The following is a 25,049-nucleotide window of genomic DNA, read 5'->3' as shown; positions in this document are numbered from 1 at the left end:
GGGGGATGTACTGCTCATTAAAGTGAAAATATCGGAAAGGAGAGGAAAGATGGGAAATCAACATGCAATGGATTTGTTTGAGGAAGAGAAAAAGTTTATAAAAGCGCAAGTTCTTCATACCATTTTCCACAACGAAGAAAACCTCTATTCCGTTGTCAGTATGAAAGTCATTGAAACGAATGAAACATATGACGAAAAGAAAGTAATGATAAACGGTCATTTTCCCCGCATGCATGAAGATGAAGTGTTTACATTGACAGGTCACTTTAAGGACCATCCAAAGTATGGAAAACAATATATGGTTGAAACATTTAAAAAAGAATTGCCGCAAACAAAAGCAGGTATGGTGCAATATTTAGCGAGTGATTTATTTAAAGGGATAGGAAAGCGTACAGCTGAAAAAATTGTGGACCATCTCGGAGAACATGCTATTTCGAAAATTATGGATGACCCTGAGGCATTAAATGGTGTTGTTAATAAACAAAAGGCTCAGGAAATATATGAGACAATTGTTGAACATCAAGGGCTAGAGAAAGTAATGAGCTTTTTAAATGGCTACGGTTTTGGAACGAAACTTTCTATTAAGATTTACCAGCAATATAAAGAGATGACATTAGAAGTGATTCGTAATAATCCGTATCAACTTATCGAAGAAGTGGATGGGATTGGTTTTGGAAGAGCAGATGATATAGGGCGTGCGTTAGGGATATCGGGTAATCATGACGACCGTGTACGCGCAGGATGTTTTTACACATTAGAGAATGTCTCATTACAACTTGGTCACGTTTATATGAGGAAAGATCAACTTGTAAGAGAAACGATGTCACTTTTAAACAATCAAGAAGGAAGAGTGACTGAGGAAGATATTATAGGTTGTATTGAAACGATGCAAAGCGAAGGGAAAGTCATCATAGAAGAAGAACGAGTGTATTTAGCAACGTTATTCTACTCTGAGAAAGGTGTTGTAAAGTCTATTCGCAGGCTTATGAATCAAGAAGAAACACCTTCATTTCCAGAAGCAGAAGTGTTAAAAACGTTAGGTGAAATTGAAGAACAACTGAACGTACAATATGCACCGTTTCAGCAAGAAGCAATTCAAACGGCACTTCATAAACCGATGATGTTATTGACAGGTGGACCAGGAACAGGGAAAACAACAGTTATTAAAGGGATTGTTGAAATGTATGCATCACTACACGGGTTATCGTTAAATCCGAATGAATACAGTGATGATAATCCATTTCCAATACTATTAACAGCTCCAACAGGAAGAGCAGCGAAGCGAATGAGTGAATCAACAGGACTTCCAGCTTGCACAATTCACCGTTTACTTGGTTGGACGCCAGAAGGATCGTTCCAGCGTAATGAAACGGATCCTGTCCAAGGTAAGCTCCTTATTATCGATGAATTTTCAATGGTTGATATTTGGCTTGCAAATCAGCTATTTAAGTCGTTGCCGACGAACATTCAAGTTATCGTTGTAGGTGATGAAGATCAGTTGCCATCTGTAGGACCTGGACAAGTATTAAAAGATTTATTAAATGCAGGCGCAGTTCCGACAGTGAAGCTTACTGAAATTTATCGTCAAGCGGAAGGCTCATCAGTGATTCAACTTGCCCATGCGATAAAAAATGGAACTCTACCACCAGATTTAGCACAAAATCAAAAAGATCGTTCATTTATCGGCTGTACAGGAGCTCAAATTGTTGAGGTTGTGAAAAAAGTTTGTGAAAATGCTAAAACAAAAGGCTTTAGCGCAAGAGATGTACAAGTATTAGCACCGATGTACCGCGGGCCTGCTGGTATTAATGTATTAAACGAAGCGCTGCAACAAGTATTTAATCCGAAGAGGGAAAAGAGTAAAGAAATTGCTTACGGTGATGTTGTGTACCGAAGAGGCGATAAAGTACTGCAACTCGTGAATCAGCCGGAGAGCCAAGTGTTTAATGGTGATATTGGGGAAATTGTTTCGGTGTTTTATGCGAAAGAAAACGTTGAGCAACAAGATATGATTATCGTTTCGTTTGATGGAATTGAGGTAACGTATACGAAGCCCGATTTAAATCAAATTACGCATGCATATTGTTGTTCCATTCATAAATCACAAGGTAGTGAATTTCCGATTGTTATTATGCCAATCGTGAGGAGTTACAACCGTATGTTACGTCGTAATTTAATTTACACGGGCATTACAAGAAGTAAGAAGTTCCTTATTATTTGCGGAGAGGAAGCAGCTTTCCAATCTGGTGTAAATCGCCTTGATGATGCAATGCGTCAAACAACCTTAGCTAGTCGCTTGCAAGAATCACAAGGAGAAGTACAGATGGTCACAGTTAATGGCGAGGAAATGGACGTGGAAAACATTTCACCGTATGATTTCATGTAACAAGGTGAAATTATATAGTGAAACTTTCAAACGCATAGCGTTGAAAGGCTCCAGCAATGTATAAATGAATGCAGTTTGGACATAATGGCGAATAGAATCTGGGAGACTGTAAGGAGATGAAAGCCATATGTTCATTTGTCCAAATTGCAAAGGGAAAGACATTGGAAAAATAGGTGTCAACCAATTTTATTGCTGGAATTGTTATATCGAATTATCGGTTTCAAAGGGGAAAATCCATACACATCAAGTTGAGGAAGACGGTTCATTAAGCTCTCTTGATGATTTATTTGATGAGAATGAAAGAACGATCGGATAACGAAAAGGGGGATTTACTTTGAATCTACGCAATTCATTAATCGCATTAGGTGTTGGAGCTGCAGCATATCAATATGCTCGTAAACAAGATGTATTTTCAAAACGCAATATGAAAAAAGCACGTAAGATGATTAAGTCTTACTTATAATCATTTCGATAAAGTGAAAAACTCCCTTATAGACAAGGGAGTTTTTTTATGCACTCATATGTAAATAAAAAAGTCCGATTTCTGAGAAAAGATAAGATAGACCGTAGCAGCCAACGCCAAGTATTCCATACTGCCATAATTGCTTCGCTTTTTCTTTACGTGAGGAATGAATAAAGAACCCCTTCCAAATACCGAACCCGATACAAATCCATTCAAGAATCATAAAAAGTGCTGATAATCCAAGCATAAACAAAACCATAATTAGCCCTCCTGATTATATTAATTCATGCTGTATTCTCAGGGTGGTTGTCCTTGTTATGTTATTTATATGTACGTCTTTAAAAAACAGTATGGTCCGTATGAAAAGATTTTAAAAGTTTCGCACATAACCTACCCCATTTATTTTCAAAATAAAGGTGGAGGAGGTTTTTCATGTGAAGAATCTTAAAATCATTTGGATATATCGTTTAGGATTATTGTTACTTGTTTTTCTTTGTCTGCTCGTCTTTTTAAAAATTAAGCCGCTATGGGCACCGATTATTTTTGTATTTAAAGTAGCAATCACGCCGTTTCTTATCGCGTGTTTTATTGCGTATTTATTGCACCCTTTAATTGAAAAAATTCATAAGGAAGGGATGCCCCGTACACTTGCCATTTTGCTCATTTATATCCTTTTCTTTGGCGGAATTGGTTATGGGATTTATAAAGGAACACCAGTCGTTATTAAACAGTTACAAGAGATTAATGAACAATTTCCCCAGTTTACAAAGATGTACGATTCGTGGATGGATGGCGTTACAGAACAAACAGCGAATTTCCCTTCGTTCATTCATGAAAAGGTGAAACAACTTTTTGTAGGTGTGGAAACGAAGATTCAAGCGCTTTTAAATAAAGTGATGAGTACAGCTCGTGGTGTACTCGATTCATTGCTCATTATTTTCTTAATACCGTTCATTGTATTTTACATATTAAAAGATTATGGTGAGTTTTATCATATCTTTTGGAAACTAGTCCCAAGTAAATGGCGAGGTACGGGGCAAATGCTTGCGAAAGAAATTGATAAGTCACTTGGAAGTTATATTCGAGGACAGTTATTTGTTTGTTTAGTATTAGGGGGAGTATCAGCTCTTTCTTTTTGGTTTATCGGTATGAAATATCCATTATTGCTTGGCATTATTATTGGGGTAACGGATATAATCCCATACTTCGGTCCTATTTTAGGAGCGATCCCGACGTTAATGATTGCAGCAACAGTATCAACGAGTTTACTTATTAAGGCGGGGATCACGATTGCGATTTTGCAATTTGTGGAGAGTAACATTTTATCGCCTTACATCGTTGGTAAGTCACTTCGTATGCATCCCGTTATTATTATGCTTGCCTTACTAGTTGGGGGAGAGGTAGCTGGGATTGTAGGATTGCTAATATCGGTTCCGATTTTAGCAGTTATTCGCACTGTCATTGTTCATGTGAGACCGCTCTTGAAAAAAGAAGATGTGTAAGTATAGAAGCCCTCTATGTAAGAAATAGAGGGCTAATCATATATTTATTTAGAAAGTTGCTCGTGTATTTTTTGAATGAGGGAGCTCACATCATTTGTTTGAATATGTTTTATTTTTTTCCATTCGTTATCATACATAAATATAATTTGATTGTTGAAAAGACGCTTTTGTTCTTTTAGATTAGAAATTTTTGCGAAAGAGTACTCTTCAAATATTGGATTCTTACTTACATCTGGCCCATAAAAGAATAGTCTTTTGTTCGTTAAAATTAGCAATCCTGGCCTTGCGACGGAACGATAAATAAATATGTCTAATGAACATGCTGCGTAAAATAATATCGTTTCGTCAGTCGCTAATATGTTTTTAGCTTTGTTAAGTAAGGTTGTCATTGTGATCGCTCCTTTATTTTATTAACAATAATTTAATTGTAGCAAAAAAAGTAATATTTAGAAATTTTTATAAATCATTCTTATAAGGAGATTCCGATTTGTTAATAAACGCATAATATATGAAAAGGCTGTTAAGAATGAATAGTAGAATACCTATGATTAATAAGCAATTAATACAATATAAATGATTATCTACATTGACAAACTTAAGAGAATTCTATTATATTTAGTCATATAATACATTAAATCAATGACGGAACAAGTACGTTACAGTCCATTTATAGAGAGAAGCTTCCATATGGCTGAAAGAAGCTTTAAATGAAGGGTAACAGAAAGCTAATCCTGAGAGCAGCTAATCACTGCCGTCTTGCCACGTTACGGCACCATGAGGTGATGAATTGATTGTTATTGTAATCAATTCATAATTAGGGTGGTATCGCGAGTTAACTCTCGTCCCTTTTATAGGGACGGGAGTTTTTTATATTTAAGGAGGAAAATACAATGAAACAACTAACAGGCGCACAAATTCGTCAAATGTTTTTAGACTTTTTCCAAGAAAAAGGACATGCAGTAGAACCTAGTGCATCACTAGTTCCACATGAAGATCCATCTCTTCTATGGATTAATAGTGGTGTAGCTACATTAAAAAAATATTTTGATGGACGTGTAATCCCACAAAATCCACGTATTACAAATGCTCAAAAATCAATTCGTACAAACGATATTGAAAACGTAGGGAAAACAGCTCGTCACCATACATTCTTTGAAATGTTAGGAAACTTCTCAATTGGTGATTACTTCAAAGAAGAAGCAATTACATGGGCTTGGGAATTCTTAACGAGCGACAAATGGATCGGATTCGATAAAGAATTACTATCAGTTACAATCCATCCAGAAGATGAAGAAGCATTCACAATTTGGAATGAGAAAATGGGCGTTCCAAAAGAGCGTATTATCCGCTTAGAAGAAAACTTCTGGGATATCGGTGAAGGGCCAAGTGGACCGAATACAGAGATTTTCTATGACCGCGGAGAAGCTTACGGTAATGACTTTAGTGACCCAGAATTATATCCAGGCGGAGAAAACGAGCGTTACTTAGAAGTATGGAACCTTGTATTCTCTCAATTTAACCATAATCCAGACGGTTCATATACACCACTTCCTAAGAAAAACATTGATACAGGGATGGGTCTAGAGCGTATGACATCTATCGTTCAAGATGTACCTACGAACTTTGATACAGACCTATTCATGCCGATGATTGGTGCAACAGAAACAATTTCTGGTGAAAAATATCGTAATGGCGATTTAGAAAAAGATATGGCATTCAAAGTAATTGCTGACCATATCCGTACAGTAACATTCGCTGTTGGTGACGGTGCTCTTCCATCTAACGAAGGCCGTGGTTATGTATTACGTCGTTTATTACGCCGTGCGGTTCGTTATTCGAAGAAATTAAACATCAACCGTCCATTCATGTTTGAATTAGTAACGGTTGTTGGAGAAGTAATGAAAGACTTCTATCCAGAAGTACTTGAAAAGAAAGATTTCATCGCAAAAGTTGTGAAAAATGAAGAAGAGCGTTTCCACGAAACACTTCATGATGGTGAAGCAATTTTAGCTGAAGTTATCGCAAAAGCTAAAGAAGAAAAAACAACTGTTATTTCTGGAGTAGATGCGTTCCGTCTATATGACACATACGGTTTCCCAATTGAATTAACAGAAGAATATGCAGAAGAAGCTGGTATGACTGTTGATCATGAAGGCTTTGAAAATGAAATGGAAAAACAACGTGAGCGCGCACGTGCTGCTCGTCAAGATGTTGATTCTATGCAAGTTCAAGGCGGTGTCCTTGGAGAAGTGAAAGTAGCGAGTGAATTCGTTGGTTACGGTACAGTTGCAACAGAAAGTAACGTTGTTGCACTTGTGAAAAACGGCGAATACACAGACAGCTTACAAGCTGGTGAAGAAGGACAATTAATGCTTGATGTAACACCATTCTATGCTGAGAGCGGCGGACAAATTGCAGACCGTGGTTACCTTCTAGCTGACGGTGTGAAAGTTCTTGTAAAAGACGTACAAAAAGCACCAAACGGTCAAAACTTGCACAAAGTTGTTGTTGAAGAAGGTACATTAACGAAAGATGCAGCTGTGAAAGCTATTATCGATACGAAAAACCGTGGTAGCGTTGTGAAAAACCATACAGCAACTCACTTACTACACCAAGCATTAAAAGATGTACTTGGAACGCACGTTAACCAAGCAGGTTCTCTTGTAACTTCTGAACGTTTACGCTTTGACTTCTCTCACTTCGGTCAAGTACAAGCTGACGAATTAGAAAAAATTGAGCGTATGGTAAACGAGAAAATTTGGGAAAGTATTGATGTTGAGATTTCTCAAAAAGCAATCGAAGAAGCGAAAGAAATGGGTGCAATGGCATTATTCGGTGAAAAATACGGTGATGTTGTACGCGTTGTACAAGTTGGCGATTACAGCTTAGAGCTTTGTGGTGGTTGTCACGTTGATAATACAGCTTCTATCGGTATTTTCAAAATCGTTGCTGAGTCTGGTATCGGTGCAGGAACTCGTCGTATTGAAGCAGTAACTGGTAAGTCTGCATACGAATTAATGAACGATCAAGTAGGTTTATTAAAAGAAGCAGCAGGAAAAATGAAAACAAATCCGAAAGATATTTTAACAAGAGTTGATGGTCTATTTGCTGAAGTGAAACAACTGCAAAAAGAAAATGAATCTCTCGCTGCGAAATTAAGCAATATTGAAGCTGGAAACTTAACTGATTCTGTAATGACAGTTGATGGCGTAAACGTATTAGCGGCAAAAGTAAATGTTGCAGATATGAACAACTTACGTACGATGATGGATGACCTAAAAAATAAATTACAATCTGCAGTTGTCGTATTAGCGTCTGTAAATGATGACAAAGTAAACATCTTAGCTGGCGTAACGAAAGATTTAATTAGCCAAGGATACCATGCTGGTAAACTTGTGAAAGAAGTAGCTTCTCGTTGTGGCGGTGGCGGTGGTGGTCGTCCTGATATGGCACAAGCGGGCGGTAAAAACCCAGCGCAAGTTGAGGAAGCTTTAGCATTTGTACAAGAGTACGTTAAATCTGTTTCAAAATAAAGAGATAGTAGTGTACAATGGTAGGGAGAGGAGAAGTTCTTCTCCCTATACTTACTATATAAGTGAGGTGCTTGAAATGGACGGTTTTGATAAAACAATGAAGTTTAGCATTCAAGATGAAAAACAGAGTGTCCATGTAAATGATGTACTTTTAACTGTGTATGATGCACTTCAAGAAAAAGGCTATAATCCGATTAACCAAATCGTCGGTTATTTATTAAGTGGAGACCCAGCATACATACCTCGCCATAAAGATGCACGAAGCATCATTCGCAAGCTTGAACGTGATGAATTAATCGAAGAGCTTGTGAAGTCTTACTTGAAACATCATCGTGAGGAGTAATTTATGCGGATATTAGGTTTAGATGTAGGTACAAAAACAGTCGGAGTTGCAATTAGTGACGAAATGGGCTGGACAGCACAAGGACTTGAAACAATCAAGATTAACGAAGAACGAGGTCAATTTGGTTTTGACCGCATTTCTGAGTTAGTAAAACAGTATGATGTGGACAAGATAGTAGTAGGTTTACCTAAAAATATGAATGGTACAATTGGCCCGCGTGGTGAAGCATGCCAACAATTTGCAGAAAACCTACGAGAACTGTTACAATTAGACGTTGTAATGTGGGACGAGCGTTTGTCAACGATGGCAGCGGAACGTCTGCTCATTTCAGCCGATGTAAGCCGTAAGAAGCGAAAGCAAGTAATTGATAAGATGGCTGCAGTCGTAATCTTACAAGGATTTTTAGATAGTAAATAAGAGGTGACCAAAATGGAAGAAAATCAAATTACAATTGTAGACGAAAAAGGTAACGAACATTTATGTGAAATTATTTTCACTTTTGATGCTGAAAAATTTGGCAAAAAATCATACGTAGTCTTCTCCCCAATCGGTGAAGTAGACGAAGATGGAGACCAAATTTATGATGCAATGGCCTATGAGCAAAATGAAGAAGAGGGCGGAACTTTACTTCCAATCGAATCTGAAGAAGAGTGGGAAATGGTACAAGAAATGTTCAACACTCTAGCTGATGAGCAAGAAGCTGAATAATAAGTACTGAAAAGATGGACGATATATCGTCCATCTTTTTTTGTATTTATATGTAAAATGAAAGATTTTTTGTCGAAACTGTGTAAGTCTTTGTAGTATAATGAGACGGATTGTAGAAAAATAAAGTGTCAATTAAAAAAGATAAGTAAATTTTTAGCGTTTTTACATTGTGCTGTATAGAAAGGTGTATATACGGTCTACAATTAAGTAAGGAGGAAATGTTTTGATAGAGAATCAAGTGAAAAAGAAGCGTAGACGCATCTTTTTATTTTCGATTATTGCACTGCTTTTAGTTTGTGGTTCAGTCTATGCGTATATTTCATCCGCATTAGGACCAGTTGATAGCGGGAATAAAAAAGAGATTGAAGTAGAAATTCCAAAGGGATCATCTACTAGTAAAATTGGAGAAATTTTAGAAGAAAAAGGTGCTGTGAAAAACGGTACAGTTTTTAGTTTTTATACAAAGGCTAAATCGAAAAGTTTACAAGCAGGTACATATTTATTAAATCCTTCAATGAATGCTGAAGATGTGATTGAACAAATGTCATCTGGCAACGTGCATCGTCCAGCTCTTTATAAAGTGACGATTAAAGAAGGGGCGCAAGTAACTGAAATTGCAGAAACGATTGCGACAGAACTAAAGTGGAATAAAGATGATGTTACGCGTCAATTAAACGATAAAGCATTTATTCAAAAAATGCAGCAAAAGTATCCGAAGTTATTAACGGATAAAATCTTTGATAGTAATATTAAATACCCATTAGAAGGTTATTTATATCCTGCAACGTATTCGTTTTATAAGAAAGATACAACGTTAGAAGAAATTGTAATTCCAATGCTTGAGAAAACAAATGCAATCATTGTTCAAAATGAGGCGAAAATGAAAGCGAAGAATTGGGATGTTCATCAGCTTTTAACATTATCTTCACTTATTGAAGAAGAGGCAACTGGTTTTACAGATCGTCAAAAGATCTCTAGTGTCTTTTATAATCGTTTAGCAAAAGGTATGCCGCTTCAAACGGATCCAACGGTATTATATGCACTTGGAAAGCATAAACAACGTGTATTATACGAAGATTTAAAGGTCAACTCACCGTACAATACGTATGTTGTAAAAGGATTGCCGGTAGGGCCAATCGCAAACTCTGGTAAACATTCAGTAGAAGCTGCGTTAGAACCTGCGCAAACAGATTATTATTATTTCTTAGCCGCACCAAGTGGTGAAGTGTACTATGCGAAAACATTAGAAGAGCATAATGCATTAAAGCAAAAATACATTACGAAAAAATAGTGAAATGGGGAGGGATAGCGAAAAAAGTCGCACATCCCTCTTTTTTGTGGTAAAATATATCGGGTTAAAAACTGGCAGAAGAATCGTTTTTAATATCAAAACGGGACGTACAAGCTAAGGATAAAGCTGGCTTGTATTTTTATTGCATTCTATGTGTGAAAAGACGTCATAGAGGCACTTCTCCATGTAAATAAGGAGGACCATTTATGGAGGATGCAGTTAACGAGTACCTATTATCATTTATTGATCCGAAAGATAAATTAATTCTTGAAATGGAAGAATATGCAACAGAAAATCATGTGCCGATTATGGATCGACTTGGAATGGAATTTATGCTGCAATTTTTACGTTTAATTGGACCGAAAAGCATTTTAGAACTTGGAACAGCAATCGGTTATTCTAGTATTCGTATGATGCAAGCTATTCCAAATTCACGTATTGTGACAGTTGAGCGCAATCGTGAGCGATATGAAAAAGCACTTGAATATATAGAACGTTCCCCAGTAACAGATCGTATTTCAGTTATTTACGGTGATGCGTTAGAGACAGGTGAACAAGTAAAAGAACACGGGACATTTGACGTTATTTTTATTGATGCAGCAAAAGGACAGTATCGTCGCTTTTTTGACTTATATGAACCGTTATTAAATCCTGGTGGCGTAATTATTTCAGATAATGTTATGTACCACGGTCTTGTAACGACAAAAGAGAAAATTGAAAACAGACGTACACGAGGTTTAATCCGTCGTATTAAGACGTACAATGAGTGGCTTATGAACCATGAAGGATACGATACAACGATTTTCCCAATTGGTGATGGAGTAGCTGTTAGTAAAAAGAGAGGGTGACCAAGGTATGAAGAAACCTGAATTGTTAGTAACGCCAAGAGCGGTGGCGGATATCGAACAACTTGCGAAAGCAGGAGCAGATGCGGTAATGATCGGTGAGCAAAAGTTTGGTTTACGTTTAGCAGGGGAGTTTTCACGTGAAGATGTAAAACAAACTGTGAAGATTGCACATGAAAATGGTGTGAAAGTATACGTAGCCATGAACGCTATGTTCCACAACGATAAAGTAGAAGAATTAACAGATTACGTTTCATTTTTAAACGAAGTAAATGTAGATGCAATTGTTTTCGGAGATCCAGCGGTATTAATGGCTGTTCGCGAAGTAGCGCCAAATATGCAGTTGCACTGGAATACAGAAACGACAGCAACAAACTGGTTCACTTGTAATTACTGGGGACAAAGAGGAGCGAAGCGTGCTGTATTAGCTCGTGAGCTGAGCTTAGATGAAATTGTTGATTTAAAAGAAAATGCTGAAGTGGAACTGGAAGTACAAATTCACGGTATGACTTGTATGTTCCAATCGAAGCGTTCATTAGTAGGAAACTACTTTGAGTATCAAGGACGTAATCTAGACATTGAAAAGAAAAAATATGAAGAGAATATGTTCTTATATGACCCAGAGCGTAACAATAAATATCCAATTTATGAAGATGAAAATGGTACTCACATTATGAGTCCGAACGATATTTGTTTCATCGATGAATTAGAGGAACTAATCGAAGCTGAAGTTGATAGCTTAAAAATCGACGGAGTACTAAAAACCTCTGAATACATTATTGAAGTAACGAAAAAATATCGTAAAGCAATTGATTTATGCGTAGAAGATCGTGATGCATATTATGACGTGAAAGATGATCTATATAAAGAAATAGAAGAAATGCAACCAGTAAATCGTCCGTTAGATACAGGATTCTTCTTTAAAGAAACGGTTTACTAAACGAGGAGGGTGTAGGAAATGACTGTACAAGAAATTTCACGAGTAATCGATGGCAAACGTGTTATTGTGAAGAAACCTGAACTGTTAATCCCTGCGGGTAACTTAGAAAAATTAAAAGTAGCTATCCATTACGGGGCAGATGCTGTATATTTAGGTGGACAAGAATTTGGTCTTCGTTCGAATGCAGGTAACTTTACGCTAGAAGAAATGGCAGAAGGCGTTGAGTTTGCAAAGAAGTATGGAGCAAAAATATACGTAACAACAAATATCTTTGCACATAATGAAAATATGGACGGGCTAGAGGAATATTTAAAAGGGATTGAAAAAGCTGGCGTAACGGGAATTATCGTTGCTGATCCGCTTATCATTGAGACTTGTAAACGCGTAGCGCCTTCTGTTGAGGTGCATTTAAGCACACAGCAATCACTATCCAACTGGAAAGCAGCACAGTATTGGAAAGAAGAAGGTTTACATCGTCTTGTATTAGCTCGTGAAGCAAGCTATGAAGAAATGAAAGAAATTAAAGAAAAAGTGGATATTGAAATTGAAGCGTTCGTCCATGGTGCAATGTGTATCGCATATTCAGGAAGATGTACATTAAGTAACCATATGACAGCGCGTGATTCTAATCGTGGTGGTTGTTGCCAATCTTGCCGCTGGGATTATGATTTAGTTCAAACAGTATCACAACATAAAGATGCAAAAGAGCTTCCTCTATTCCAAGAAGGAGATGCTCACTTTGCGATGAGTCCAAAAGATTTAAATTTAATTTTATCAATTCCAAAAATGATTGAAATCGGAATCGATAGCTTAAAGGTAGAAGGACGTATGAAATCAATCCATTACGTAGCGACTGTAGCAACTGTATATCGTAAAGTAATTGATGCGTATTGTGCGGATCCAGATAACTTTGAGTTTAAACAAGAATGGTTAGATGAGCTTGATAAATGTGCAAATCGTGATACAGCTCCTGCATTCTTTGAAGGGGTTCCAGGACATCAAGAGCAAATGTTTGGAAATCATAGTAAGAAAACAACGTATGATTTTGCTGGTTTAGTGTTAGATTATAATGAAGAAACGGGCATCGTAACGATTGAGCAACGTAATCATTTCAAACCAGGACATGAAGTGGAGTTCTTTGGACCAGAAATAGAAAACTTTACGCAAACGGTGGAGAAAATTTGGGATGAGGATGGAAACGAATTAGATGCAGCGAGACATCCGTTGCAAATCGTGAAATTCAAAGTGGATCAACGAGTGTATGTGAATAATATGATGCGCAAAAGCATACTTCAATAAGAAAGAGTGATAGTCGAATGGGGACGAATAAGCCTGTTGTAATTGGAATTGCTGGTGGTTCGGGATCAGGTAAAACGAGTGTAACGAAAGCGATTTTTGACCATTTTAAAGGTCATTCTATTTTAATCTTAGAGCAAGATTATTATTACAAAGATCAAAGCCATTTACCAATGGAAGAGCGTTTAAAAACAAATTATGATCATCCGCTTGCGTTTGATAATGATCTGTTAATTGAACATTTGCAGCAGTTGCTTGCATATGAGCAAATTGATAAGCCTGTATATGACTATACATTGCATACGCGTTCAGAAGAAATTATTCCGGTTGAGCCGAAAGATGTAATTATTTTAGAAGGAATTCTTATTTTAGAAGACCCACGTCTTTGCGAGTTAATGGACATTAAATTATTCGTTGATACGGATGCTGACCTTCGTATTCTGCGCCGCATGCAACGTGATATTAAAGAGCGCGGTCGTACGATGGATTCTGTTATCGATCAGTACGTAAATGTTGTACGTCCAATGCACAATCAATTTATTGAGCCTTCTAAGAAATTTGCGGATATTATTATCCCTGAAGGTGGACAAAACCACGTTGCAATTGATATTATGGTGACAAAAATTGCAACAATTCTTGAACAAAAAGTAAATTTGTAATAGCATAGTAAAAGATATACGGTAGGAAGGGATTTTTTCCCTTCTTATCGAATACAATGAAACATGCAACCTCATCTATATATAGGTGAGGGCATATTTATATCAACTTTCCATACATATCTTCTTTATATAAAGAAGAATTGGAAATACGGGGTTGTATGTGACAACTCCGCTAGTGCAAGGGTACTAGAAACCTCCGCTAACAATGGAAGCGGAGGAGTTTTCATATGGAACTCCTCTTTTTTTCAGGGGATTGGTATATAAAAGGAGTGGAAAATATGTCAACAGAAAAAACATACCCTATGACGCAAGAGGGTAAGCAAAAACTAGAGAACGAACTTGAGCAATTAAAAACAGTAAGACGTAAAGAAGTAGTAGAACGTATTAAAATCGCACGTAGCTTCGGGGATCTTTCTGAGAACTCTGAGTACGATGCAGCGAAAGATGAGCAAGCGTTCGTAGAAGGACGTATTACACAATTAGAAAATATGATTCGTAACGCAGTTATCATTAAAGATACTGGCGAAGTATCTACTGTTGTTACATTAGGTAAAACAGTAACATTTAAAGAATTACCAAACGGAGATGAAGAAGCGTATACAATCGTAGGTAGCGCGGAAGCTGATCCATTCGAAGGAAGAATTTCTAACGATTCTCCAATCGCAAAAAGCTTATTAGGTAAGCAAATTGGTGAGAAAGTAACAATCCAAACACCAGGCGGAGAAATGCAAGTAGAGATTGTCTCTGTAAAATAAAAAAAGATTCTCCTATCGGGAGAATCTTTTTTTTCTGTAGAATGAAAAAAATTGTGTAAACCTTAGAGTGATTCGACAAAAAATGTCAAAAAAACACTTTAAGATTTGATATCATAATTGGAGAATATAGGTTTTAAAAGGGAAAAGGGGCTAATTATGAAACATAAAATCTTTACAGGATTGGTGTGTAGTATATCCATATTAGGACTTGCTGCATGCGGAACGAATGAAGAAACTACATCATCAAAGGGAGAAAAAGTAAAGCAAGAAGAAAAAAAGGATATTAAAGCAACTGAGAGTTCAAAAACCTTAGAAAATCCACAAGATAAAAAGGAATTTAATGATTTTGATGTAGCGTATCAATTAGCTATTGTCATGAAAATATTTCAAGATGTAACGATTAAGTATGATTACGCAATTGGGAATCCAGATTATTTATTGCGAGATTCGATGGATCAAAAAACAATAGATGATATGAAGAATATGTTACAAGAACAGGCGAAGAATAATGATAAAATTTTAAAAGATGAAGTGAATCAAGCATATACATATTTAAAACAATCGAAAGTAAGTAATAAAGATGATATTCAAAAAATAATAGATGCACAAAATAATTATTTACATATTGTAGATAAGATGATTACTTGTATTGATTCTGTAACAGTTGAGAATGCAAAAGAAAAAAGAAATGAAATGGATAATCTTAGTAAGGATTATTTAAAAATAGCGGCTAATGTAACAACCACTGTAATTGAAGTTGCTAAAAACACTGGAGTGAATGAAACTGAATTTAGATCGCTTCTTATGAAATTTTTAGAGAAGCCAAAGAAACAATAATAGCCTTATATAATATCTGTTTTTGTTTTGGAGATTGTATAAATAAAATAGTACCTCGTCTAAACTACAATAGACGAGGTGTTTTTTATGAAAATAAAACGGAGAATTACAATTGTTTTAATTTGTTTTATGTGCGTTATGTTTGTATTGCTTTGTCGTTTAATCCAAATTCAAATTATAGATACAGAATCATTTACTGATCGCAAAATAAATTTAATTGAAAAAAGTGTTACGCAACGCACACAATCCATTACAGTAGACGATGGACGTGGGCAGTTTATAGATCGTAATGGTAAAAAAATAGGTGAGGAAAAATATCCTGTTTTAATTATTTTTCCATTTTTACAAATAAAAAATGACATGTTAGAGAAAATCGCGCATATCATTGGTGTGTCGAGACAAGAGATTAGAAGACAAATGAAAAATAATAAAAATGCATTTACACTACAAGGAGAAACTGCTCCATTTCGAGTGACACGAGAGCAGATGGAGAAGGTAAATGAATTACATGTATTAGGTATTGTAGCAGCTGAAGTGCGATTAAAACAAACTGGAGAGATAAATCATTTAATTGGTGATGTAGGGGAGAACGAAAGGGAGTTTCAAAAGCGATATGGAGAATTGAAAAGAATCTCAAAACAAACGCCGATAGGTATTTCAGGATTACAGCAATCATTTGATGAATTTCTATTGACTGATGGAGAGGCAAAAGTATTATATCAAGTAGATCGGCAAGGAGAACCAATTTTCGGAAAGCAAGCGAAATACACTTCACCAGGAAATCCATTTTATCCAGTTAGGATTCAAACTACTTTACATAAAGAGTTGCAGCAAAAAGCAGAAGAAGTGATTGAAGCGAACGAAATAAAGAAGGGGGGACTAGTATTACTAGATGTAAAGACAAATGAAATATTAGCGATGGCTAGTAAGCCGTCTTTACAAGTAAGGGATGAGAATTTATATAAAACTACACTTGAAAATCAAATGTTAACGCCACATTTTCCAGGCTCTGTTTTTAAAACAGTAGTTGCAGCTGCAGTCATTGATCAAAAAGTAAATTTGTTTAATCGGACATTTAACTGTAATAAAGATTTATATGGTGAAAACGACCCGCAAGTTAGGATGGGTACACTTAACTTTAAAGAGAGCTTTGCTAGGAGTTGTAACAGGACATTTTCCGAGTTAGGTAACGAGCTATTACAAAAGGATAAGACGGTGCTAGAAACATACGTAGCAGCTTTAGGAGCAAATGAAAAGGTTGGATGGAAAGGTTCTGTATTTCATACACCTCATTTTGAGCAAATGCCAGAAGAAAAGGGTACTACTATTTGGGGGAATGAAGAAAATAAAAATAGTAAAAAAGCGGTAGAACAAACAGCAATTGGACAGAAAGATGTACGTATATCACCTCTAGCAATTGCAAATATGATGGCGACGATTGCGAGGAATGGAGAAAAGATGGAAGTGAAAGCAGTTGAAAAAATAGTATATAAAAATGGAGCGGATTTTTTTACATTTGAGAGCCATACGTTAAATGGAAAACAGCTTTCGTATGAAACAGTGAAAACATTACAAGAGTTATTAAGAGGCGTTGTAACAAGGGAGAAAGGAACAGGAACGGCATTCCGTTCGTTGCCACTAAGTGTCGCTGGAAAATCCGGGACAGCGCAAACAGGGAAAGGGACGAGGGTGAATCGCTGGTTTGCAGGTTATTTTCCGTATGAGAATCCAAGATATGCTTTAGTTGTTGTTGATCTAGAGACTGATAGCAAAGTGAATAAAGTTACACCTATTTTTAAAGATATGGTGGGAGCAATCTATCAATTGGAGAATGAAAAGTAATCTTGCAATTTATAGTGAAATGTCTTCATTTCATGAAAATATCATTGTAAATGTTCAACCTTTCTAGATTTAATGTTACAATAGCAATTAGGAAAAACTGCATGGAGGTTTGGAGAATGGCAGGAGGATCAAGATTCCAACAGAAACAACAAAAACGTCGTCAAAACGGTGTTTTAAATATTGCAATCGCTATTGTATTACTATTAGTAGCTATTGTAGCATATCAATTGTTCGTTCCTAGTACGAAAGAGCAAGCATCTTCTACTGATAAGAAAGTCTCTCAACAAACAACAAAGAATGAGAAAGCTGGAAAATCAGAAGATAAAGAATCTGCTAAGAAAAAAGAAAAAGAACAAGAGCAAGCAGAAGCTAAGCAAAAAGCTGAAGAAGAGAAGTTAAAGGCTGAAGAAGAACAGAAAAAAGCTGAAGAAGAAGCGAAAGCTAACGAGAAAGTATCAGCTGAAAAAACTGTATCCAAGGCAAAAGAGGCTTACACAAAACCTTCTTGGAAAGCTGTAGGAACAGAACAAGGTTCATCACCGGCGATGACGTTTAAACAGGGGTCATCAGATTGGAATGAGATGCAAAGTGCAATTGCTGCGGGTATTGAAGTACCGAAAGAGCAATTAGTATTCCATTTTGTTGGAAGAGACAAAACTGGAAAGAGCAAAGCTTATGGTGATGTTCAAGATAAGCAAAGTGGGAAAAGATATTATGTAAATATTGATTGGGTAGACAATGAGGGCTGGAAACCAGTACTTGTTCAAACTCTAAACTAAAAAAGAGAGGCTCCTTAGGAGCTTCTCTTTTTTGTTAACGCAATTTCTTTAATTTAAAATGAACAACCGCGCTATAATACGGTCTTTTGCTTTCAGGATCCATAACCATTTGATGTGAGATGTGATGAACTTCAAGCATAAGTGCTTTATTATTATCAATTTGTTCACTAATTTTTCGTTCTAAAGAAGCTAAGTCTCCCGCTTCAAAAAACTCTACTTTATCTTCTAACATTTCAAAGGTAAATGACATGAAGACGGCCCCTCTCCTATGTAATCAACTATAGTGTAACAAAGAAAAGAAGGAAATACCATGTACATTTCAATTGACATTTTTAGAAAGAGGGAATATCATACTGATAAAACCGATAAGAAAAAGGGGAATTTTTATGGGTACAGAATTTAATGGTTTATTTGATGAGTGGGCTCATACGTACGACTCATTTGTACAAGGCGAAGATATACAATATAAAGAAGTTTTCGCCCATTATGAGGACATTCTAGAGGATGTAGTTAACAAGTCATTTGGTAATGTATTAGAATTTGGTGTCGGTACAGGTAATTTAACAAATAAATTATTACTTGCTGGCCGCACAGTTTACGGTATAGAACCGTCGCGTGAAATGCGCATGATTGCAAAAGAGAAATTACCAAAAGAATTTTCAATTACAGACGGTGATTTTCTTTCATTTGAAGTTCCAAATTCAATTGATACCATTGTAAGCACCTATGCATTTCATCATTTAACAGATGATGAAAAAAATGTAGCGATTGCGAAGTATAGTCAATTGCTAAACAAAGGTGGTAAAATAGTGTTTGCTGATACGATATTTGCAGATCAAGATGCATATGATAAAACTGTTGAAACAGCAAAACAAAGAGGTTTCCACCAGTTAGCAAACGATTTGCAAACGGAATACTATACACGTATTCCAGTTATGCAGACTATTTTTGAAAACAATGGCTTCCATGTAACGTTCACGAGATTAAATCATTTCGTTTGGGTAATGGAGGCAACTAAGCAATAGAAAGAGGGATTAGATTGAGAATTGCCGTAATTGGAGCAATGGAAGAAGAAGTACGTATTTTACGTGACAAATTAGAACAAGCAGAGACAGAAACGGTTGCAGGTTGTGAATTTACGAAAGGGCTATTAGCAGGGCATGAAGTAATCTTGTTAAAGTCTGGTATTGGTAAAGTAAATGCAGCGATGTCAACGACAATTTTATTAGAAAAATATAAGCCTGAAAAAGTAATTAATACTGGTTCAGCAGGTGGATTCCATCACTCTCTAAACGTTGGTGATGTAGTTATTTCCACTGAAGTTCGTCACCATGACGTAGATGTAACAGCATTTAACTATGAATATGGTCAAGTACCAGGAATGCCGCCTGGATTTAAAGCTGATGAGGCGTTAGTTGCATTAGCTGAGAAATGTATGCAGGCTGAAGAAAATATTCAAGTTGTAAAAGGTATGATTGCAACAGGTGATTCATTTATGAGTGATCCGAACCGCGTTGCAGCCATCCGTGATAAATTTGAAAATCTTTATGCGGTAGAAATGGAAGCAGCAGCTGTTGCACAAGTATGCCACCAATATGAAATTCCGTTTGTTATCATTCGCGCACTTTCTGATATTGCTGGTAAAGAATCAAATGTTTCATTTGATCAGTTTTTAGATCAAGCAGCTCTTCATTCTACAAACTTTATCGTAAAAGTGTTAGAAGAGTTAAAGTAATGTAACAAAAAGGCAACTGTCTCATATAAAGAAAATACATACAGTTGCCTTTTCTTTATTGGCAAACAAGGGGGAGAACACGATGAATGTATATCGTGGAGTTCATGAGTTAATTGGTCATACACCAATTGTAGAAATTACTCGTTTTCCACTTCCGAAAGGGGTCCGTTTATTTGCAAAGCTTGAATTTTATAACCCAGGCGGAAGCGTTAAGGATCGTTTAGGAAGAGAATTAATCGAAGATGCACTAGAAAAAGGGCTTGTTACCCAAGGTGGAACAATTATTGAACCCACTGCTGGGAATACTGGTATTGGACTGGCACTTGCAGCATTAGAATATGATTTACGTGTTATCGTTTGTGTACCAGAGAAATTTAGTATTGAAAAACAAGAATTAATGAAAGCGCTAGGTGCAACGGTCGTGCACACACCGACTGAGCAAGGAATGACCGGTGCAATTGCAAAAGCAAAAGAGTTAGTAAATGAAATACCGAATTCATACTCTCCAAGTCAATTTGCAAATGAGGCAAATCCTCGTGCATATTTTAAAACATTAGGACCTGAATTGTGGGACGCATTGAATGGAGAGATTAACATATTTGTTGCTGGAGCAGGAACTGGCGGTACGTTTATGGGGACTGCATCTTATTTGAAAGAAAAAAATATAGATATTAAAACAGTTATCGTAGAGCCAGAAGGATCTATTTTAAATGGTGGTAAGGCTGGTTCACATGAGACCGAAGGAATTGGACTGGAATTTATCCCGCCATTTTTGAAGACATCTTATTTTGATGAAATTCATACGATTTCTGATCGAGATGCATTTTTACGAGTGAAAGAATTAGCGCAAAAAGAAGGACTTCTCGTTGGGAGCTCTTCAGGAGCAGCATTTCATGCGAGCTTACTGGAGGCAGAGAAGGCACCACCAGGTACAAATATTGTAACCATTTTTCCTGATAGCAGTGAGCGCTATTTAAGTAAAGACATATACAAAGGATGGGAATAAAAAATGAGAGCAAAGACAAAGTTAATTCATGGTATTCGCATAGGAGAACCTTCAACTGGATCTGTAAACGTACCGATTTATCAAACAAGTACGTACAAACAAGAAGCAGTTGGTAAGCATCAAGGATATGAATATTCACGTACAGGTAACCCAACACGTGCAGCTTTAGAAGAAATGATTGCTGTATTAGAAAACGGGCATGCTGGATTTGCATTTGGTTCAGGAATGGCTGCTATTACAGCGACAATTATGTTGTTCTCAAAAGGTGACCACGTTATTTTAACAGATGATGTTTATGGTGGAACATACCGCGTTATTACGAAAGTATTAAACCGTTTCGGTATTGAGCATACATTTGTAGATACAACAAACTTAGAGGAAGTTGAAGAAGCAATTCGTCCAAATACGAAAGCAATTTATGTGGAAACACCAACGAACCCACTACTAAAAATTACTGATATTAAGAAAATATCTACTCTTGCTAAAGAGAAAGACCTATTAACAATTATTGATAACACATTCATGACGCCATATTGGCAGTCGCCGATTTCTTTAGGAGCAGATATTGTGCTTCATAGTGCAACGAAATATTTAGGAGGTCATAGTGACGTAGTTGCAGGTTTAGTAGTTGTAAATAGCCCACAACTAGCAGAAGATCTTCATTTTGTACAAAACTCAACAGGAGGTATTCTTGGGCCACAAGATAGCTTCTTACTACTTCGCGGTTTAAAAACATTAGGAATTCGTATGGAAGAACATGAAACGAATTCACGTGCTATTGCTGAGTTCTTAAATAATCATCCAAAAGTAAATAAAGTATATTACCCAGGTCTTGAATCACATCAAAATCACGAATTAGCAACAGAACAAGCAAACGGATTTGGTGCTATTATCTCATTTGATGTAGATAGTGAAGAAACATTAAATAAAGTACTTGAGAAACTACAATACTTTACACTTGCTGAAAGCTTAGGAGCGGTAGAAAGTTTAATTTCTATTCCATCTCAAATGACACATGCATCAATCCCAGCGGATCGCCGCAAAGAATTAGGAATTACAGATACATTAATTCGTATTTCTGTCGGTATTGAAGATGGTGAAGATTTAATTGAAGATTTAGCACAAGCGCTAGCATAATACAAAATACACTGCTAATATTAGCAGTGTATTTTGTATTATGTTATTTTGTGAAACATTTCACAAAATAGACATACACAAACGAAATGATTTCGTGTATATTGAATTCAGGAAATGTTACTCACAAATAAACTTGTGAAATATTTCACAAACAATGAAATTCATGTAGGAAAGCATCTCTATTTTTTTGTGTTAATTGGGACTTATTTTGACCTACAGGGACATATAAGGACCGTAATAGTAGAATAGGAGGAAATTCACATGGTAGTCAAAGAGAAAGTTGTAAATGAAATGCAGGAAGTAAAAAAGATGATTGATACGCTAGTAAATAATGGTCAACAAGCTTTACAAGCATTAGAAAGTTTTACACAAGAAGAAATTGACAACATTGTTCATGAAATGGCATTAGCAGGTGTTGATCAACATATGCCGCTAGCAAAATTGGCAGTTGAAGAAACTGGCCGTGGTGTATATGAAGACAAATGCATTAAAAATATTTTTGCCACTGAATATATTTGGCATAGTATAAAGCAAGATAAAACGGTAGGGATTATTCACGAAGATCCTCATGAAGAAATAATAGAAATCGCGGAACCTGTCGGTGTAGTAGCTGGAGTAACACCAGTAACGAATCCAACGTCGACAACAATGTTTAAAGCGTTAATTGCGATAAAAACAAGAAATCCAATTATTTTCGCATTTCATCCTTCCGCACAAAAATGTTCTGTGGCAGCAGCGAAAACCGTATATGATGCAGCGATGAAAGCTGGTGCCCCAAAACACTGTATTCAATGGATTGAAAGACCGTCTGTTGAAGCGACGAAACAATTGATGAACCATGATGGTGTAGCACTCGTTCTAGCAACTGGAGGGGCTGGTATGGTGAAATCGGCTTATTCTACTGGGAAACCAGCGCTAGGTGTAGGCCCTGGTAATGTACCATGCTACATAGAGAAATCGGCGCATGTAAAAAGAGCAGTTAATGATTTAATTTTATCAAAAACATTTGATAACGGTATGATTTGTGCATCTGAGCAAGCAATCATTGTAGATAAGGAAATTTACGATGATGTGAAAACAGAAATGATTGCAAACAATTGTTACTTTGTAACAGAAGAAGAGAGAAGGCAATTAGAAAAGCTTGTTATTAACGAAAATACATGTGCAGTAAATAGTGATATTGTTGGGAAATCAGCACAGTATATTGCCGAATTAGTTGGGATTACTGTACCTGAAAATACAAAAATGCTTGTAGCTGAAATACAAGGTATCGGAGCAGCGTATCCACTATCTCGTGAGAAACTGAGCCCAGTATTAGCTTGTGTAAAAGCGAATTCCTTAGAAGAAGGATTTGCATATTGCGAAGAAATGTTAAATCTCGGTGGTTTAGGACATTCAGCAGTTATCCATTCTACAAATAAAGATGTGCAAAAGCAATTTGGGTTACGTATGAAAGCTTGCCGTCTCATTGTAAATGCACCTTCATCACAAGGTGGAATAGGGGATATATATAATGGATTTATTCCATCACTTACACTTGGTTGTGGTTCATACGGAAAGAATTCAGTTTCCCAAAATGTAACAGCGACTCATTTATTAAATATAAAAAGGCTGGCAAATAGAAAAAAGAATATGCAGTGGTTCAAACTGCCACCAAAAATTTATTTTGAAAAACATGCTACAGCTTATTTAGCAAATATGCCTAACATTTCACGAGCATTTATTGTAACGGATCCAGGAATGGTTGAGCATGGATATGTAGATACGGTTACGCATTATTTACGTAAACATGTAAATGATGTGAAAGTGGAAGTTTTCTTTGAGGTTGAGCCGGACCCATCAGATGAAACTGTGTTTAAAGGTGCGGAAATGATGAGAAGTTTTAAGCCAGATGTAATTATCGCACTTGGTGGTGGTTCAGCTATGGATGCAGCAAAAGGAATGTGGTTATTCTATGAGCATCCAGAAACGACATTCTATGGCATTAAACAGAAATTTTTAGATATAAGAAAACGTACATGTAAATATCCGGAATTAGGAAATAAGGCGCAGTTTGTTGCGATTCCAACGACATCAGGAACGGGATCAGAAGTGACACCATTTGCGGTTATTACAGATAAGAAAAATAATATAAAGTATCCGCTTGCAGATTATGAATTAACACCAGATGTAGCAATTGTTGATCCACAATTTGTAATGACAGTACCACCACATGTAACAGCAGATACTGGTATGGATGTTTTAACACATGCAATTGAGGCGTATGTGTCTGTTATGGCAAATGACTATACAGATGGATTAGCATTAAAAGCTATTGATCTCGTATTCAAATATTTACCGAGAGCATATAAAGATGGAAATGATGAAGAAGCAAGAGAAAAAATGCATAACGCTTCTGCAATTGCAGGGATGGCATTTGCAAATGCTTTCCTCGGTATTAATCACAGCTTAGCACATAAGATTGGACCAGAATTCCATATTCCGCACGGACGCGCAAATGCCATTCTAATGCCGCACGTAGTCCGCTATAATGCTATTAAGCCAAGAAAACACGCATTGTTCCCAAAATATGAGCACTTTGTGGCAGATGAAAGATATGCACATATAGCGAGAATGCTCGGGCTTCCAGCAAGTTCGGTAGCAGAAGGGGTGGAATCACTCGTCCAAGCAATTATTGAGCTTGGAAAAAGCTTAAATATTAATATGAGTATTGCGGGACAAGGAGTCGATAAAGAGCAATTTGAAGAGGTTGTTGGAGTATTAGCAGAAAGAGCTTTTGAAGATCAATGTACAACTGCTAATCCAAAGTTACCGCTTATTTCAGAGCTGAAAGAAATTTATATGGAAGCATATAAAGGTGAATAATGATAAAAAAAGAGCCGCAGTAAAAGCGGCTCTTTTTTTATTGGAAAACATCTCCCAGAATGGCTGTATTTACTGGTCTTTCAGTTTCATAGAATATGATACAGTGAAATGGAGGAGTGAGAATATA

General features: G+C 36.5%; 25 protein-coding genes and 1 other annotated feature. Of the genes, 22 read left to right on the top strand and 3 right to left on the bottom strand.

What is annotated here, in order from left to right:
- Positions 1 to 49 precede the first annotated feature (49 nt).
- The 3 genes from recD2 (at position 50) to AXW78_RS20955 (ending at position 2,849) form a co-directional block, all read left to right on the top strand.
- Positions 50 to 2,386 (top strand): SF1B family DNA helicase RecD2, encoded by a 2,337-nt coding sequence (recD2, locus tag AXW78_RS20965; RefSeq protein WP_000528087.1) that lies wholly within the window; start codon positions 50 to 52, stop codon positions 2,384 to 2,386.
- Between the two features lie 127 nt (positions 2,387 to 2,513).
- Entirely contained in the window at positions 2,514 to 2,702 is a 189-nt protein-coding gene (locus AXW78_RS20960) for a hypothetical protein (RefSeq protein WP_000469281.1), read from the top strand.
- An 18-nt stretch (positions 2,703 to 2,720) separates the two neighbouring features.
- A complete protein-coding gene (locus AXW78_RS20955; RefSeq protein WP_001053553.1) occupies positions 2,721 to 2,849 on the top strand; it encodes a YrzQ family protein in 129 nt (42 codons plus the stop codon).
- 46 nt (positions 2,850 to 2,895) lie between these two features.
- Here the strand turns inward: AXW78_RS20955 and AXW78_RS20950 are convergent, their stop codons facing one another.
- Positions 2,896 to 3,108 carry a hypothetical protein gene (locus AXW78_RS20950; protein WP_000242536.1) on the bottom strand — a complete coding sequence of 71 codons (213 nt, stop codon included), beginning with the start codon at positions 3,106 to 3,108 and terminating at the stop codon, positions 2,896 to 2,898.
- 175 nt (positions 3,109 to 3,283) lie between these two features.
- Here AXW78_RS20950 and AXW78_RS20945 point away from each other — a divergent pair, with 175 nt between their 5' ends.
- Complete coding sequence (locus AXW78_RS20945; protein WP_000793128.1) at positions 3,284 to 4,351, top strand: AI-2E family transporter; 1,068 nt, start codon at positions 3,284 to 3,286, stop codon at positions 4,349 to 4,351.
- A 44-nt stretch (positions 4,352 to 4,395) separates the two neighbouring features.
- Here the strand turns inward: AXW78_RS20945 and AXW78_RS20940 are convergent, their stop codons facing one another.
- Positions 4,396 to 4,740: a PH domain-containing protein gene (locus tag AXW78_RS20940; protein ID WP_000209463.1), complete on the bottom strand. Its 345-nt coding sequence runs from the start codon at positions 4,738 to 4,740 to the stop codon at positions 4,396 to 4,398.
- 241 nt (positions 4,741 to 4,981) lie between these two features.
- Positions 4,982 to 5,201: a binding site (T-box leader), on the top strand.
- Between the two features lie 40 nt (positions 5,202 to 5,241).
- Here AXW78_RS20940 and alaS point away from each other — a divergent pair.
- The 13 genes from alaS to AXW78_RS20875 all read left to right on the top strand — a co-directional run bounded on the left by alaS (position 5,242) and on the right by AXW78_RS20875 (position 18,179).
- Positions 5,242 to 7,884: an alanine--tRNA ligase gene (gene alaS / locus AXW78_RS20935; protein WP_061884594.1), complete on the top strand. Its 2,643-nt coding sequence runs from the start codon at positions 5,242 to 5,244 to the stop codon at positions 7,882 to 7,884.
- A 76-nt stretch (positions 7,885 to 7,960) separates the two neighbouring features.
- Positions 7,961 to 8,227, top strand: a complete 267-nt coding sequence (locus tag AXW78_RS20930; RefSeq protein ID WP_000348590.1) for an IreB family regulatory phosphoprotein — start codon at positions 7,961 to 7,963, stop codon at positions 8,225 to 8,227.
- 3 nt (positions 8,228 to 8,230) lie between these two features.
- Entirely contained in the window at positions 8,231 to 8,644 is a 414-nt protein-coding gene (gene ruvX / locus AXW78_RS20925) for a Holliday junction resolvase RuvX (RefSeq protein WP_001221197.1), read from the top strand.
- A gap of 12 nt (positions 8,645 to 8,656) precedes the next feature.
- Complete coding sequence (locus AXW78_RS20920; RefSeq protein ID WP_000392247.1) at positions 8,657 to 8,935, top strand: DUF1292 domain-containing protein; 279 nt, start codon at positions 8,657 to 8,659, stop codon at positions 8,933 to 8,935.
- 223 nt (positions 8,936 to 9,158) lie between these two features.
- Positions 9,159 to 10,226 (top strand): endolytic transglycosylase MltG, encoded by a 1,068-nt coding sequence (mltG, locus tag AXW78_RS20915; RefSeq protein WP_000572137.1) that lies wholly within the window; start codon positions 9,159 to 9,161, stop codon positions 10,224 to 10,226.
- Between the two features lie 206 nt (positions 10,227 to 10,432).
- The gene (locus AXW78_RS20910; RefSeq protein WP_000389102.1) at positions 10,433 to 11,074 is read left to right on the top strand and encodes an O-methyltransferase; all 642 of its coding nucleotides are present in this window, start codon (positions 10,433 to 10,435) and stop codon (positions 11,072 to 11,074) included.
- A 7-nt stretch (positions 11,075 to 11,081) separates the two neighbouring features.
- Positions 11,082 to 12,011 carry a peptidase U32 family protein gene (locus AXW78_RS20905; protein ID WP_000742808.1) on the top strand — a complete coding sequence of 310 codons (930 nt, stop codon included), beginning with the start codon at positions 11,082 to 11,084 and terminating at the stop codon, positions 12,009 to 12,011.
- Positions 12,012 to 12,029: 18 nt separating this feature from the next.
- On the top strand, positions 12,030 to 13,310 hold the full coding sequence (locus tag AXW78_RS20900; protein WP_000217974.1) for a peptidase U32 family protein: 1,281 nt from the start codon (positions 12,030 to 12,032) through the stop codon (positions 13,308 to 13,310).
- A 17-nt stretch (positions 13,311 to 13,327) separates the two neighbouring features.
- Positions 13,328 to 13,966, top strand: coding sequence for a uridine kinase (gene udk, locus AXW78_RS20895; protein WP_000537078.1), 639 nt, complete (start codon positions 13,328 to 13,330; stop codon positions 13,964 to 13,966).
- A 278-nt stretch (positions 13,967 to 14,244) separates the two neighbouring features.
- The gene (gene greA, locus AXW78_RS20890; protein WP_000102591.1) at positions 14,245 to 14,721 is read left to right on the top strand and encodes a transcription elongation factor GreA; all 477 of its coding nucleotides are present in this window, start codon (positions 14,245 to 14,247) and stop codon (positions 14,719 to 14,721) included.
- Positions 14,722 to 14,877: 156 nt separating this feature from the next.
- Positions 14,878 to 15,558 (top strand): hypothetical protein, encoded by a 681-nt coding sequence (locus tag AXW78_RS20885; protein ID WP_000680879.1) that lies wholly within the window; start codon positions 14,878 to 14,880, stop codon positions 15,556 to 15,558.
- A gap of 87 nt (positions 15,559 to 15,645) precedes the next feature.
- Entirely contained in the window at positions 15,646 to 17,400 is a 1,755-nt protein-coding gene (locus AXW78_RS20880) for a peptidoglycan D,D-transpeptidase FtsI family protein (RefSeq protein WP_000695140.1), read from the top strand.
- A 116-nt stretch (positions 17,401 to 17,516) separates the two neighbouring features.
- A complete protein-coding gene (locus AXW78_RS20875) occupies positions 17,517 to 18,179 on the top strand; it encodes a YrrS family protein (protein WP_000897101.1) in 663 nt (220 codons plus the stop codon).
- Between the two features lie 34 nt (positions 18,180 to 18,213).
- On the opposite strand, the gene AXW78_RS20870 is transcribed toward AXW78_RS20875, so the two are convergent.
- Positions 18,214 to 18,429 carry a YrzA family protein gene (locus tag AXW78_RS20870; protein ID WP_000010984.1) on the bottom strand — a complete coding sequence of 72 codons (216 nt, stop codon included), beginning with the start codon at positions 18,427 to 18,429 and terminating at the stop codon, positions 18,214 to 18,216.
- A 136-nt stretch (positions 18,430 to 18,565) separates the two neighbouring features.
- On the opposite strand from AXW78_RS20870, the gene AXW78_RS20865 reads away from it, so the two are divergent.
- From AXW78_RS20865 to adhE, 5 genes are all read left to right on the top strand, one after another.
- On the top strand, positions 18,566 to 19,204 hold the full coding sequence (locus AXW78_RS20865; RefSeq protein WP_000536315.1) for a class I SAM-dependent methyltransferase: 639 nt from the start codon (positions 18,566 to 18,568) through the stop codon (positions 19,202 to 19,204).
- A 14-nt stretch (positions 19,205 to 19,218) separates the two neighbouring features.
- Positions 19,219 to 19,914, top strand: a complete 696-nt coding sequence (mtnN, locus tag AXW78_RS20860; RefSeq protein WP_001217024.1) for a 5'-methylthioadenosine/S-adenosylhomocysteine nucleosidase — start codon at positions 19,219 to 19,221, stop codon at positions 19,912 to 19,914.
- A gap of 82 nt (positions 19,915 to 19,996) precedes the next feature.
- Complete coding sequence (locus AXW78_RS20855) at positions 19,997 to 20,920, top strand: O-acetylserine dependent cystathionine beta-synthase (RefSeq protein ID WP_001103851.1); 924 nt, start codon at positions 19,997 to 19,999, stop codon at positions 20,918 to 20,920.
- Between the two features lie 3 nt (positions 20,921 to 20,923).
- Entirely contained in the window at positions 20,924 to 22,057 is a 1,134-nt protein-coding gene (locus tag AXW78_RS20850) for a bifunctional cystathionine gamma-lyase/homocysteine desulfhydrase (RefSeq protein WP_001201908.1), read from the top strand.
- Positions 22,058 to 22,318: 261 nt separating this feature from the next.
- On the top strand, positions 22,319 to 24,922 hold the full coding sequence (adhE, locus tag AXW78_RS20845; protein WP_000260496.1) for a bifunctional acetaldehyde-CoA/alcohol dehydrogenase: 2,604 nt from the start codon (positions 22,319 to 22,321) through the stop codon (positions 24,920 to 24,922).
- The last annotated feature ends 127 nt before the right edge of the window (positions 24,923 to 25,049 follow it).

The sequence above is a fragment of the Bacillus thuringiensis genome (genome assembly GCF_001595725.1).
GTDB lineage: Bacteria > Bacillota > Bacilli > Bacillales > Bacillaceae_G > Bacillus_A > Bacillus_A thuringiensis_K.
Note: the sequence above shows the minus strand (reverse complement) of the source record. Positions and strands in the feature narration are given on the sequence as shown.